Annotated in this window: 11 protein-coding genes; 6 read left to right on the top strand and 5 right to left on the bottom strand. The window is 74.0% G+C overall.

What is annotated here, in order from left to right; translation table 11 throughout:
• Nucleotides 1-1301: PP2C family protein-serine/threonine phosphatase (locus TR49_RS16460; protein WP_160311608.1), on the top strand; the 1301-nt coding region annotated here is incomplete at its 5' end.
• Nucleotides 1302-1744: 443 nt separating this feature from the next.
• On the opposite strand, the gene TR49_RS16465 is transcribed toward TR49_RS16460, so the two are convergent.
• Nucleotides 1745-2779, bottom strand: coding sequence for a saccharopine dehydrogenase NADP-binding domain-containing protein (locus tag TR49_RS16465; RefSeq protein ID WP_042382619.1), 1035 nt, complete (start codon nucleotides 2777-2779; stop codon nucleotides 1745-1747).
• A gap of 101 nt (nucleotides 2780-2880) precedes the next feature.
• Here TR49_RS16465 and TR49_RS16470 point away from each other — a divergent pair, with 101 nt between their 5' ends.
• On the top strand, nucleotides 2881-3840 hold the full coding sequence (locus tag TR49_RS16470) for a helix-turn-helix domain-containing protein (RefSeq protein ID WP_042382436.1): 960 nt from the start codon (nucleotides 2881-2883) through the stop codon (nucleotides 3838-3840).
• A gap of 7 nt (nucleotides 3841-3847) precedes the next feature.
• On the opposite strand, the gene TR49_RS44530 is transcribed toward TR49_RS16470, so the two are convergent.
• The 3 genes from TR49_RS44530 to TR49_RS43870 form a co-directional block, all read right to left on the bottom strand.
• The gene (locus tag TR49_RS44530; RefSeq protein ID WP_169789990.1) at nucleotides 3848-4009 is read right to left on the bottom strand and encodes a DUF8730 family Cys-rich protein; all 162 of its coding nucleotides are present in this window, start codon (nucleotides 4007-4009) and stop codon (nucleotides 3848-3850) included.
• A gap of 44 nt (nucleotides 4010-4053) precedes the next feature.
• The gene (locus tag TR49_RS16475; protein WP_042382438.1) at nucleotides 4054-4443 is read right to left on the bottom strand and encodes a DUF302 domain-containing protein; all 390 of its coding nucleotides are present in this window, start codon (nucleotides 4441-4443) and stop codon (nucleotides 4054-4056) included.
• 73 nt (nucleotides 4444-4516) lie between these two features.
• Nucleotides 4517-4681 carry a hypothetical protein gene (locus TR49_RS43870; protein WP_160311609.1) on the bottom strand — a complete coding sequence of 55 codons (165 nt, stop codon included), beginning with the start codon at nucleotides 4679-4681 and terminating at the stop codon, nucleotides 4517-4519.
• Between the two features lie 122 nt (nucleotides 4682-4803).
• Between TR49_RS43870 and TR49_RS16480 the strand changes: the two genes are divergently transcribed.
• Nucleotides 4804-8256 (top strand): glycoside hydrolase family 38 N-terminal domain-containing protein, encoded by a 3453-nt coding sequence (locus TR49_RS16480; RefSeq protein ID WP_084724953.1) that lies wholly within the window; start codon nucleotides 4804-4806, stop codon nucleotides 8254-8256.
• Nucleotides 8257-8409: 153 nt separating this feature from the next.
• Here the strand turns inward: TR49_RS16480 and nadE are convergent, their stop codons facing one another.
• Complete coding sequence (gene nadE / locus TR49_RS16485) at nucleotides 8410-9240, bottom strand: NAD(+) synthase (protein ID WP_042382439.1); 831 nt, start codon at nucleotides 9238-9240, stop codon at nucleotides 8410-8412.
• 210 nt (nucleotides 9241-9450) lie between these two features.
• Here nadE and TR49_RS16490 point away from each other — a divergent pair, with 210 nt between their 5' ends.
• The 3 genes from TR49_RS16490 to TR49_RS16500 all read left to right on the top strand — a co-directional run.
• Nucleotides 9451-9870 (top strand): TOBE domain-containing protein, encoded by a 420-nt coding sequence (locus tag TR49_RS16490; RefSeq protein WP_042382440.1) that lies wholly within the window; start codon nucleotides 9451-9453, stop codon nucleotides 9868-9870.
• 131 nt (nucleotides 9871-10001) lie between these two features.
• Nucleotides 10002-12443 carry an RICIN domain-containing protein gene (locus TR49_RS16495; RefSeq protein ID WP_052434362.1) on the top strand — a complete coding sequence of 814 codons (2442 nt, stop codon included), beginning with the start codon at nucleotides 10002-10004 and terminating at the stop codon, nucleotides 12441-12443.
• 171 nt (nucleotides 12444-12614) lie between these two features.
• The coding region (locus tag TR49_RS16500) for a patatin-like phospholipase family protein (protein ID WP_052434363.1) at nucleotides 12615-13299 on the top strand (685 nt) is incomplete at its 3' end.

A 13299-nucleotide genomic window follows, 5' to 3' on the forward strand; every position in this document is an offset into this window, starting at 1 on the left:
GCCCGGATCCTGGCTATCCCGCCCACCCCACGGCGTCCCTCGAAGGCCCGCCACCCGGCCCGCTGGACCCGTCGGCCCCCGCCGACGCGCCCACCCGGAGCGCCGACTCGTTCCTGCTGACCATCACCCGCGCACTGTCCCGGGCGACGACCGCCGCCGACGTGATGCGGGTGCTCGACGACATCGCCCGGCCGGCGCTCAGCGCCGAGACGTTCCTGATCCACCTCACCCCCGACGGCGAGCTGGTGAGCCTCGGCACGCGTCCGCTGCACGAACCGCTGCCGGAGGCGCTGAGCCCGCTGCGCCCGGCGGCGACGGCGGTGATGCGCCGCGCGATCGAGCAGGAGCAGCCGGTCTTCGTCGAGGGCGTCTCGACCCCGCCGCCGCCCGGCGAGCGCCCGCTGGTCCGCTCCTGGGCCGTGCTGCCGCTGATCGCCGCGGGTGAGCGCATAGGCGGATGCCTCGTCGGCTACCCGGGCGTGCGGCGCTTCGAGGAGCCGCTGCGCGGCACGTTCACCGCGCTGAGCGGCATCATCGCGCACGCGCTCGGCCGCGCCCTGCACTACGACGCCGAGCACCAGCGCGCCACCGAGCTGCAGCGGTCGATGCTGCCGCGCCGCGTCCCGGAGATACCCGGCCATGCGGTCGCCGCCCGCTACCGGCCCGGCACGGCCGGCATGGAGGTCGGCGGCGACTGGTACGAGGTGCTCGAGCTCGACCCCGACGGCCAGGGTGAGCGCTTCGGCCTGGTCATCGGCGACGTGCAGGGCCACAGCGCGCACGCCTCCGGGGTGATGGGCCAACTACGGGTCGCGCTGCGCGCGTTCGCCCGCGAGGGCCACGACCCCTCGGTGGTGCTGGAACGCACCGGACGCCTGCTCGCGGAGCTGGACACCGGCCTCTTCGCCACCTGCTGCTACGCGACGCTCGACACCGCGACCGGCCGTCTCCTCGCCGCCCGCGCCGGTCACCCGCTGCCGGTGGCGACGGGCGCCGGCGCCCACCCGTACGAGCTCGACCTCCCCGGCGGCCCGCCCCTCGGCGTCGACGCCTCGGCGACCTACCCGCTCACGGAGCACCGCCTCGCGCCGGGCGAGACGCTGCTGCTCTACACGGACGGGCTGATCGAGGACCGCGCGGAACACTACGACGACTCGGTCACCCGCCTCCTCGCCCTGCTGCACGCCTCGAACGCCACCGGCCAGGCTCTGGAACCCCTGGCGGACACCCTCCTCGACGCCCGTCCCGCCTCCGGCTGCCTGAGCGACGACCTCGCCCTCCTCCTGGTCCGCCGCCTCTGACCGCGCAGGCGGTTCGGCCCGGCGGCACCCCCACCGGGCGGTCCGCCGCCACGCTCCGCGCGCGGGGCTCCGTTCCGCGACCGCCCGCTCAGCAGGCGGTGCTCGCGGGTTCCGTGGAGATACCCCGGCTGGACCGACCCGGGCGCGGACCCTGCGAGCCCGATCGCGAACTGTGCACCTGCGCCTGCCCGAGCACGCCGCCCCGCCCCCATGCACAGAGCCGGGCCGCGGCTCGCAGGTTCCGAAAGGACAGTCCGGCCGGACCGACCCGGGCGCCGGCCCTGCGGGCCCGATCGCGGGCTCCCGATGGGCCCCGCCCGGGGGCCTGCCGTCCGGCCGCGCCCTTCGACCCGCCGTTCCGTGCGCCTGCTTCAGCCGGGCCTCGCACACCAGTAGCCGCGGCGCGCCCGCGTGGCCCACCGAGCGCCATACCTGGCCCTCCGTCAGTTCGGTAGTTCGACCTTCAGGTGGGGAGCGAGGGCGCGGAGGAAGTCGGGCGCGTCGAAGAGCGCCCCGGCGGAGGCGACTCCGGTCGCAACGCGGGTGCGGCCGGTGAGGATGCGGTCGACGGCCTCCACCGCGAGGGGCGCGCTGACGGCGTAGATGTCCTGGCCGCTCGCGACCGCGCGGCGCTCCGAGCCGCCGTTGCGGACCCGCACGTCGACGACGAACGTCTGGGCGGAGCGGCCGCGCTCGTCGACCGGGGCCGGGGCCGTCGCGCCGGGCGCGGCCAGATCGGCGGCGGCCACGGCGCTCATGTAGGTGCGGACCTCCGGCACCGCCAGATGGCTCGGGACCGTGACGACGTCCGCCATGGTGAACTCGCCGATGACGGGCTGCGGTCCGAGAGGCGCCGGGAAGGACCAGCTGAGGGTCGGCAGCGCGTCGTCGTGGTGCTGCAGCCGTCCGCCGGTGTAGCGCAGGCGGCGTCCGCCTCGTCGCCGGGAGGAGACGGCGCCGGAGGCGAGCGTGCCGGTGGTGGGGTGCCAGCTGCTGAGGCCGTAGGCGATGTGCACCTCGTCCGCCGCCGTCCAGTCGCCCATGGCCGCGGTGGCGAGCAGGTCGCCCAGACCGCCGTAGAAGGCCATGGCGGGCAGCACGACGGTCCCGGCATCCCGTGCCCGCTCGGCGAAGTGGGCGAAGGTGTCGAGGTTGGCCTCGATCTCGGCGGCCACGTCCAGGTACGGGATTCCGGCGCGCAGGGCCGCCTCGATCAGCGGGCCGCCGGTCGCATCGAACGGCCCGGCGCAGTTGATCACGGCCGCGGCGCCGGCCAGCGCGCGGTCCAGGGCGGCCGCGTCGGCGGCGGACGCCTGCCGGGCCTCAACGCCAGCGTGGGTCTGCCCGAAGGCCCGCAGCTTCTCCGCGTCGCGGCCGACGAGCACGGGCGCGTACCCGCGCTCCAGCAGCTCGGCCACCACGAACCGTCCGGTGTGCCCGTAGGCGCCGAACACCACCACGGTCTGTCCCGGTCCCATGCCCGCTCCCGCGTACTCGATGTGATCCACGACGACCATCCTGGTCCGGCCGCACGCCGACGCCCAGTGTCCGGAACGACATGACCCGTACACTTCCGGACATGAGCTCTGTCGCGCGTGCACGGGCACGCACCGTCGCCGTCGCCGCCACCGACGGGATGCTGCACTTCGAACTGGCGCTGGCCTCGGAGGTCTTCGGCTCCAAGCCGGACGGCGTGCCGGGCCCCTGGTACGAGGTGGAGGTCTGCGGCGCGCGCCCGGTCCGTGTCGGCCGGTTCCTGCTGGAGCCGGACCGCGGGCTGGACTGGCTGACGCAGGCGGGGACGGTCATCGTGCCCGCCCTGGCGGACGTCGACGCGGACCCGCCCGCCGACCTGGTCGAGGCGCTGCGCGCGGCGCACGCGTCGGGCGCCCGGGTGGTCTCGCTCTGCACAGGCGTGTTCGCGCTGGCCGCCGCCGGACTGCTGGACGGGCTGCGCGCCACCACGCACTGGGCCCACACCGACGCGCTCGCCGCGCGCTTTCCGCGGATCGAGGTCGACCCGGACGTGCTCTACGTCGACAACGGCCGGGTGCTGACCTCCGCCGGCAAGGCCGCGGCGATGGACCTCTGCCTGCACCTGATCCGGCTCGACCACGGCTCGGCGGTCGCCAACGCCGTCGCCCGCCGCCTGGTCGTCCCGCCCCACCGGGCCGGTGGCCAGGCGCAGTTCGTCACCACGCCGGTGCCCGAGCAGGACGACCACCCGCTGGCCGCGCTGCTGCCGTGGATCATGGAGCGGCTGGACCAGCCGCTCACGGTCGAGGACCTGGCCCGCCACGCGAACCTCAGCTCCCGCCACCTCGGTCGCCAGTTCCGCGCGGCGACCGGCACCACCCCGCTCCAGTGGCTGCTGACGCAACGCATCCGCCGCGCCCAGGAGCTGCTGGAGAAGACGGACGAGAGCGTCGACAGCATCGCCGCCGCCTCGGGCATGGGCACCGCGACGACGCTGCGCCGCCACTTCCACCGCACCGTCGGCGTCCCGCCGGACGCCTACCGCCGCACCTTCCGCAGCTAGCTTCCGTTCAGCGCCCGAAGGGCCACCAGGACCTGCGGGCGGGCTTGGGCTCGGCGGCGCACGCGCAGCGCTGTGCGGCCGGGACGCCGGACAGGACCTGGTCGACGTGTCGGCCGCAGCCGGCGTAGGTGGACTTCCCGCAGCGGCGGCAGGTGACGCGACGGCACATGGGTGTTCGGCTCCTCGGTGGGGACGGCGGGTGCGCGGAACGGCTCAGACGAGTGCGGCGAGCGCCGCGTCCAGGCGGGCGGTGGCCTCCTCGGCGACGGCCACCATGCCCTCGGCGTCGGACAGCCGGACCATCATGCCCGGATCGACCGCCTGGACCAGCACGCGGTCCCCGTCCCGGCGGACGACGACGTTGCACGGCAGCAGCAGGCCGATGTTGCGGTCGGCGGAGACCGCGCGGAAGGCGAGCGCGGGATTGCAGGCGCCGAGGATCAGGTAGTCCTCCAGCTCCTCGCCGAGCTTCGCCTTCATCGTCGCCGTCAGGTCGATCTCGGTGATCACACCGAACCCCTGCCCGGCGAGCGCCTCCCGGACGGCCGCCACGGCGGCGTCGAAGTCCGTGGTGTCCAGCCGGACGGTGCGGTCGTAGCTCACGATGCGCCCTTCTCCTCGTCGTCCCCTTCGGTTCCTGCATTCCACTATACCCCCAGGGGTAATAAGCGGAGGGTCAACGCGCGCCGACACGGCGTTCGAGGAAGCCCCGCACGGCCCGCCGCACCGCCGGAACGGAGACCACCGCCGCGGCCGTCCCGGCCAGCCCGGCCCGGCCCGCCGCCGTCACCAGCCCGTCCGTCTGGAGCTGCGGGACCATGGCCGCGTAGTCGGTGAACACGTAGTGGTTCGCGTCCCCGAGCCGCGCGCGGCGCCCCCGGCTCCCGGAACGCGCGAGCAGCGCCGACCACGAGACGTCCAGGTCGGCACGGGAGGTGAACCCGTCGGTGCCGAGCAGGAGCAGTGGGCGGTCCGTGCCCTCGCTCGCGGCTTCCGGCCGGTCCCGGCCTGCCGCCGCAGCCCGAGGCGAGCCCGGGAGAGGGCGAGGCGCTCGGCCGGGTCCTGGGCGGCACGCGCACGGAGCTGCTGCACCTGCTGGACCGGGAAAGGACCACGTCCGAGCTGGCCCGACAGCTGCGGGTCAGCGCGGCGACGGTCTCGGCGCACACGGCGGCGGTGCGCGGCGCGGGCCTGATCGCCACCACGCGCGACGGCAAGGCGGTGCTGCGCCGACGCACCGCGCTGGGCGCCTGCTGCTGCGAGGCCGCGCGGCGGGGTATCACGGAGATGACACGTCCTGACCGCACGCACCCGCCCCCGGCTCGGACCGCCGAGCCGGAGCCGCACGGGGATGCCGAACCGGGAGTCACCGCCATGCACGACGACCGCGCCACCGTCGAACGCCGTCTGCGCCGCGTGCTGCGCGAGCGGATCGAGCCCGCCGTGTACGGGGAGTCCGTCCCGCTCCGGGTCGCCCGCTGGGATGCCGAGGGGGAGCCGCCGAAGGTCGCGGACGGGCTCGCGGCGCTGTACGAGGACTGCGCGGCCGACGCCGTCTGGGGCCCGGCCTGGGGGACGACGTGGTTCCGGGTGCGCGGGGAGGTGCCCGCCGCCTGGGCCGGGCGGGCGGTCGAGGCGCGGATCGACCTCGGCTTCGACCCGAACCTGCCCGGCTTCCAGTGCGAGGGCCTGGTCTACCGCCCGGACGGCAGACCGGTGAAGGGCCTGAACCCGCGCACGTCCTGGGTGCGCGTCACGGACGCGGCGCGCGGCGGCGAGCTGGCGGAGCTCTACGTCGAGGCGGCCGCCAACCCGGTGCTGGTCGCCCACTCCCCCACCTACCAGGGCGACCGCCTGACCAGCGACCGCGCACCCCAGTACCGGCTGGCCCGGATGGAGCTGGCGGTCTTCGAGCGCGAGGTCTGGGAGCTGGTGCAGGACCTGGAGGTGCTCGGGCAGCTGATGGAGCAGCTGTCGACGGACGACGCGCGCCGGTTCGACCTGCTGCGGGCGATCGAACGCGGCCTGGACACGCTGGACCTCGCCGACGTCACTGGGACGGCCGCGCAGGCGCGTGCGGAGCTGGCTCCCGTGCTGGCCCCGCCCGCGCACGCGTCCGCGCACCGGGTCAGCGCCGTCGGGCACGCGCACATCGACACCGCCTGGCTCTGGCCGCAGCGCGAGACGGTTCGCAAGGTGGCCCGAACCTGCGCCAACGTCGTTCAGTTGATGGAGGATCACCCCGACTTCGTCTTCGCGATGTCGCAGGCCCAGCAGTTGGCGTGGCTGAAGGAACACCGGCCGGAGGTGTTCGCCCGGGTGGCGGAGCGGATCAGGGCGGGCTCGTTCGTGCCCGTCGGCGGGATGTGGGTGGAGTCTGACACCAACATGGTCGGCGGCGAGGCGATGGCCCGGCAGTTCGTCTACGGCAAGCGTTTCTTCCTCGAGGAGTTCGGCGTCGAGACGCGGGAGGTCTGGCTGCCGGACTCGTTCGGCTACACCGCGGCCCTGCCGCAGCTGGTGAGGCTGGCCGGGAACCGCTGGTTCCTGACGCAGAAGATCTCCTGGAGCCAGTCCAACCGCTTTCCGCACCACACCTTCTGGTGGGAGGGCATCGACGGCACCCGTGTCTTCACGCACTTCCCGCCCATCGACACCTACAACAGCGATCTGAGCGGCGGGCAGTTGGCGCACGCCGCCCGCAACTACCGGGAGAAGGGCCGCGGTTCGCGTTCACTCGCGCCGTTCGGCTGGGGCGACGGCGGCGGCGGCCCGACCCGGGAGATGCTGGCGCGGGCCGCGCGCCTGCGCGATCTGGAGGGCTCGCCGCGGGTCGCACTGGAGTCGCCCGCCGCATTCTTCGCCGCGGCGGAGGCCGAGTACCCGGACGCGCCGGTCTGGGTCGGCGAGCTGTACCTGGAACTGCACCGCGGCACCTACACCTCGCAGGCAAAGACCAAGCAGGGCAACCGGCGCAGTGAGTCGCTGCTGCACGAGGCGGAGCTGTGGTCCGCGACGGCGGCGCTGCGCGTTCCCGGATTCGCCTACCCCTACGCCGAGTTGGAGCGGCTGTGGAAGACGGTGCTGCTGCACCAGTTCCACGACATCCTGCCCGGCAGCTCCATCGCCTGGGTCCACCGCGAGGCGCGGGAGACCTACGCCCGCGTCCACGCCGAGCTGGAGACGCTGGTCGCCGCCGCCCAGGCGGCCCTGGCCGCCGGCGAAGGGGGCGACGGAACGCTGGTGTTCAACGGCGCACCGCACGCACGCGAGGGCGTCGCCGCCGGGGGTGCCGCGCCGCTTCCGACGCCGGGGCCGGCCGTCGCGCTGGAGGAGCACGCCGACGGCCACGCCCTCGACAACGGCCTGCTGCGGGTCGCGGTCGACGGACGCGGGCTGGTCGTCTCGGTGCACGACCGCACGACGGACCGCGAGACCCTCGCGCCCGGCCTCGCGGCGAACCTGCTCCAACTGCACCCCGACTTCCCGACCATGTGGGACGCCTGGGACATCGACGAGTTCTACCGCCACCGGGTCGCCGACCTGGTCGGCGTCGAATCCCTGGACGCGCGTCACGGCCCGGACGGCGAGGCGGTCGTCACCGTCACGCGCCGATTCGGCAGCTCACGCGTCCGGCAGTCGGTGACGTTGCGCCCCGGCGCGCGGCATCTGGACTTCGAGACGGAGGTCGACTGGCACGAGTCGGAGCAGCTGCTCAAGGCGGCGTTCCCGCTGGACGTCAAGGCCGACCAGTCCGAGGCCGAGACCCAGTTCGGGCACGTCGCCCGGCCCACGCACCGCAACACCTCCTGGGAGGCGGCGAAGTTCGAGATCTGCGCCCACCGCTGGATCCGCGTGGCGGAGCCCGGCGCGCCCGGCTTCGGTGTGGCGATCGCGAACGACTCGACCTACGGCCACGACGTCACCCGCGACGTCCGCGCCGACGGCGGCCAGACCACCACCGTCCGGCTGTCCCTGCTGCGGGCGCCGCGCTACCCCGATCCGGAGACCGACCAGGGCACGCACCTGCTGCGGTACCGCCTCGTCCCCGGCGCGACCATCGCGGACGCGGTCGGCGCGGGGCACGCGCTCAACCTCCCCGTCCGGCGGGTGCCCGGCACGCGGCCCGTCGCTCCGCTGGTCGCCGTGGACGGCGAGGCGGTGGTGCTGGAGACGGTCAAGCTCGCGGACGACCGCGGCGGCGACGTGGTGGTCCGCCTCTACGAGTGCCTCGGCGGCCGCACGAGCACCGTGCTGCGCGCGGGCTTCCCGCTCGCCCGGGTGACCGAGACGGACCTGCTCGAACGCCCGCTCGCCGAGGCCCCCGCCCACGTACCGGCCCTGGACGGCACCCTCCCGCTGCGCCTGCGCCCGTTCCAGATCCTCACCCTGCGGCTGACGCCCGGGGCAGGCTGAGGCCTGTCGTGCGGCCGAGCCCGGCTGCCCCACCGTCTGCTCCGTCGCGTGGGCCCGTGGCGTCGCGTTGGCCCACGGCGTCAGGGGCCGCGGGCCCACGGCGGGGGCGGCGTCCCCGGCCTCGGCCGGGGCTGCCGAAACGGCACGGGGCCGTCAGGGTGCGATCGGCAGCTCGCGCTTGTGGGCGGTGAGGCGGTAGCGGTTGACGATCGTCTCGAAGACCCGCCCGTCGACGGGCTTGCCCTCCAGGAAGTCGTCGATGTCGTCGTAGGTGACGCCGAGCGCGTCCTCGTCGGCCTTGCCCGGGGCGAGGGTCTCCAGGTCGGCGGTCGGGACCTTCCACACCAGCTCGGCGGGGGCGCCCAGCGCGTCCGCGACGGCGCGCACCCTGCGCTTGGTCAGGCCGGTCAGCGGGACCAGGTCGGCGGCGCCGTCGCCGAACTTGGTGAAGAAGCCCGAGACCGCCTCGGCGGCGTGGTCGGTGCCGACCACCAGGCCCGCGTACGCGCCGGCCACGGCGTACTGGGCGACCATGCGCTGCCGGGCCTTGATGTTGCCGTGCACGAAGTCCTGGTGGTGGGCGTCGCGGAAGCTCACGCCGGCGGCGAGCGCGGCCTCGAGCGCCGCGTCGCTCGCCGGCTTGACGTCCACGGTCAGCACCTCGTCGGCCCGGATGAAGGAGAGCGCGAGCTGGGCGTCGTGCTCGTCGGCCTGGATCCCGTAGGGCAGCCGCATCGCGTAGAACCGTGCCTCGTGCCCCGCGGCCCGGGCCCGCTCGACGGCGAGCTGGCACAGCCGTCCCGTCGTGGTGGAGTCGACGCCGCCGCTGATCCCGAGCACCAGGGAGCGCAGGCCGGTGGAGGTCAGCCGCTCGGCGAGGAAGGCCACGCGGCGCTCGATCTCCGCCGCGGCCTCGAAGGCCTCGGCGACCTGGAGTTCCCGGGCGATCTCCCGCTGCACGGCTGTGGACGCCGACTCGCTCACGTCTGCTCCCTGTTCCTCTTCGGTTCCTGTTCGCGATGTGCTGCCGGGCCCACCCTACCCACGCGTCGTCGCAGCGCACTGCGTCGCCCGGGTGGTCCCCGGCCCGGCCCGCGTGGCTGCGCCGGACGGGGCCGGTGGCGTGGTTAGCGTGGGGGCGGCCGCCCATTGCGTCCGCTCCGTCCCGCACGCCACCGTTCTGCGAGGTCCGCCATGAGCCTGAGCATCCGCAACCAGCTGCCCGGCACGGTCACGTCCGTCACCGCCGGGCCTGCCATGGCGACCGTCCAGGCGCGCCTCGCCGGCGGCCAGACCGTCACCGCGGCGATCACCACCGACGCGTCCACCGATCTGGGGCTCAAACCCGGCGCTTCGGTCCACGCGGTGTTCAAGGCCACCGAGGTCGCGCTGGCCACGGGCGCGGTCTCCGGCATCAGCATCCGCAACCAGCTGCCGGGCACGGTCACCTCCGTCACCCCGGGGGCGGCGATGGCCTCCGTCAAGGTCGCCATCGACGGCGGTGAGCTGACGGCCGCGATCACCGAGCAGGCCGCCTCGGAGCTCGGGCTCGCGCCCGGCACCGCGGTGGTGGCGTTGGTGAAGGCGACGGACGTGTCGCTGTCCACGAGCTGAGCCGGCACCGCCCGGGGCTATTGACGGGTCATCAGCAACTGCCTAGTGTCACTTTTCGGCGATATCAGTTGCCTTCTGTTTGATCCGAGCGCGTCTCCCCGTTCCTTCCTGTTGGATTCGGAGGCACCGCCATGTCCCTACGCCCCCGGCGACGGCCGTTCCGCCTCGCCATCGCCCTGCTCGCCCTCTTAGTCGGGCTCGTCCTCGGCCAACTGCCCGGCGGCGGCAGCGCCCGCGCCGCGACGACCACGACCGCCGTCACCGTCGACGGCAACGCCACCGGCCGCACCTTCGACGGCGTCGGCGCGATCTCGGGCGGCGGCGGCAACTCCCGCCTGCTCGCGGACTATCCCGAGCCGCAGCGCGGCCAGATCCTCGACTACCTGTTCAAGCCCGGCTACGGAGCCGCCCTGCAGATCCTCAAGGTGGAGATCGGCGGCGACACCAACTCCACCGACGGGTCCGAGCTCAGCCACGAGCACACCCGGGGCGTCGTCGACTGCGACGCCGGCTACGAGTGGTGGCTGATGGAGCAGGCCAAGGCCCGCAATCCGGACATCAAGCTGTACGGGCTCGCCTGGGGCGCGCCCGGATGGGTCGGCGGCGGGAACTTCTGGTCCCAGGACATGATCGACTACCTGATGTCCTGGCTCGGCTGCGCCAGGTCCCACGGCCTGACCATCGACTACCTCGGCGGCTGGAACGAGCGCGGCTTCAACGCGAGCTGGTACGAGAACCTGCACGCGGCGCTCGCCGCACACGGCTACGCGACCAAGGTCGTCGGCGCCGACAGCGACTGGTCGATCGCGACCAGCATGCGCTCCGACTCCTCGCTGAACTCCGCTGTGGACATCATCGGGGCCCACTACCCGTGCAGTTACATGTCCGCGATGACGAGCTGCTCCAGCAGCGCCGACGCGCAGGCCACCGGCAAGCAGCTGTGGGCCAGCGAGAACGGCTCGGAGGACTTCGACACCGGCGGCGCGCCGATCGCCCGCGCGATCAACCGCGGCTATCTGGACGCGAAGATGAGCGCGTTCATCAACTGGCCGCTCGTCGCCTCCGTCTACCAGAACCTCCCCTACAACACGATGGGCCTGATGACGGCCACTCAGCCCTGGTCCGGGAATTACCAGGTGGGCCAGAGCCTGTGGGCGGTCGCACAGACCACCCAGTTCACGGCCCCCGGCTGGCAGTACCTGGACAGCGGCAGCGGCTACCTCGGCGGCAACCGCGCCAACGGCAGCTACGTCAGCTACCGCGCACCCGACAAGTCCGCGTGGAGCACCGTGCTCGAGACCCTCGACGCCTCCGCCACGCAGACCGTGACGTTCAAGGTGCAAGGCGGGCTGCCGTCCGGTGCGCTGCACGTCCGGTCCAGCGACTTCGGCTCCACCAACCAGAGCTCCTACCTGGTCAAGGGCGCGGACCTGACCGCGAGCGGCGGCGTCTACACGCTCACCCTCCAACCCGGACACGTCTACACCGTCACCACGACGACCGGCCAGGGCGCGGGCACGGCCTCCTCGCCGAACCGGTCCGTGCTGTCGCTGCCCTACACCGCCGCCATCGGATCCACGCCCACCGGCGGTGAGGTGCCCTATCTGGCCGCGATGAACGGCGCCTTCGAGGCGGAGCCGTGCCTCGGCGGCCGATCCGGCAGCTGCGTGCAGCAGTCGGCCACCCAGGCGCCCATCTCCTGGGACACCGCCAGCGATCCGTATGCGCTGCTCGGAGACCTGTCCTGGTCCGACTACACCGTCTCCGTCGACACGCTGCTCCAGCAGTCGGGATCCGCCGTCCTGTTGGGCCGGGTCGGGCTGCAGAAGGGCTTCTCCCCCGCCGACGTCGACGCCTACCAGCTGAAGCTGTCCGACGGCGGCGCCTGGTCGCTGCAGCGCAACAGCTCCGGCGGCACCGTCACCACGCTCGCCTCCGGCACGGTCGCCGCGCCCGGCACGGGCACCTGGCACACCCTCGCGCTCGGCTTCGCGGGCAGCGCCATCACCGCGACGATCGACGGCACGCAGGTCGGCTCCGTCACCGACGCGAGCTACGGCTCCGGCCAGGTCGGTGTCGGCACTTCCGGCTGGATCGGCGCGCAGTTCGCGAACCTGAAGGTCACGCCCGGGGCGGCCACCGACCTGTCCGGCACCTACGTGCTGGTGAACCGCAACAGCGGGCAGGCCATGGACGCGAAGGGCCAGGGCACCGCCGACGGCACGCCGATCATCCAGTGGACCCGCAACGGCGGCGCCAACCAGGAGTGGACCCTCTCGGCCGCAGGCGGCGGCTACTACACCGTGACGGGCGTCGGCAGCGGCAAGGCGCTGGACGTGCCGAACGCCAGCTCGGTGGAGGGCACCGGCCTGGAGCTGTGGGCGCCGAACGGCGGGGTGAACCAGCAGTGGCTGGTGGCCCCGGCCGGAAACGGGTACTACACCCTGGAGAGCCGCTCCGACGCCCAACTCGTCGACGTCAGCGGCGGATCGCTGACCATCGGCGCGACGGTGCTGCAGTGGCCGCTGAACGGCGGCGCGAACCAGCAGTGGCAGCTGGTCAAGACCCCCTGACCGACCTCGCCCGACGGGCACCCGTTCCCTCCCGGCTCCGGCAGCGGCCGGGAGGGAACGGGGCTTCTCATCCTCACCCCCTGCCCGTATCTTCGGCTCCCGGCGTCATGACGCCGTCATGGGTCGTCATGGGCGGTCATGGGTCGGCACCACGGACCAGGGAGCGGACAGATGGACCGAGCGGCGTTGCGGGGTCGCGCGCTGGTGCTGGGCGGCGGCGGGCTGACCGGCATCGGCTGGGAGTGCGGTGTGCTGCACGGCCTCGCGGAGGCCGGCGTCGACCTCGGCGCGACCGCCGACCTGGTCGTCGGCACCTCGGCCGGGTCCGTCGTGGGCGCGCAGCTCACCTCAGGCTTGCTCGACGCGGCCGAGCTGTACGAGCGTCAGCTCGGCCACGTGCCCGGGGAGACGGGCGACCGGCTCGGGGCTGCTGTGCTGGCCCGCTACGCCTGGGGTGCGGTCCGGTCGCGCGACTCGGCGGCCTTCGGCGCCCGGATGGGTGCGCTCGCGCTGGCCGCGCGTCCGTCCGGCGCCTCGGAGCACCGGGAGGTGCTGGCCGGGCGGCTGCTGAGCCACGACTGGCCGCAGCGGCGGCTGCTCGTCACCGCCGTGGACGCCCGCACGGGTGTCCGCACCGCCTTCGACCCCGACGGCGAGGTGGGCCTGCTGGACGCCGTCGCGGCGAGCTGCGCGGTCCCCGGCGTCTGGCCTCCGGTCCACGCGGCGGGCCGCGACTGGATCGACGGCGGGATCTCCTCCTCCGCCAACGCCGACCTGGCGGCGGGCTACGCGGCCGTCGTCGTCATCGCCCCGGTCGCGGCCGGCGGCGGCCCCATCCCCTCCCCGCGCGCCCAGG

This window comes from Streptacidiphilus melanogenes, from assembly GCF_000787835.1.
Taxonomy (GTDB): domain Bacteria; phylum Actinomycetota; class Actinomycetes; order Streptomycetales; family Streptomycetaceae; genus Streptacidiphilus; species Streptacidiphilus melanogenes.

Excerpts from the sequence above, each read along its gene's own strand:
- TR49_RS16465 (WP_042382619.1), bottom strand. The coding sequence starts at position 2,779 with ATGGGACCGGGACAGACCGTGGTGGTGTTCGGCGCCTACGGGCACACC.
- TR49_RS16470 (WP_042382436.1), top strand. The coding sequence starts at position 2,881 with ATGAGCTCTGTCGCGCGTGCACGGGCACGCACCGTCGCCGTCGCCGCC.
- TR49_RS44530 (WP_169789990.1), bottom strand. The coding sequence starts at position 4,009 with ATGTGCCGTCGCGTCACCTGCCGCCGCTGCGGGAAGTCCACCTACGCC.
- TR49_RS16490 (WP_042382440.1), top strand. The coding sequence starts at position 9,451 with ATGAGCCTGAGCATCCGCAACCAGCTGCCCGGCACGGTCACGTCCGTC.
- TR49_RS16495 (WP_052434362.1), top strand. The coding sequence starts at position 10,002 with ATGTCCCTACGCCCCCGGCGACGGCCGTTCCGCCTCGCCATCGCCCTG.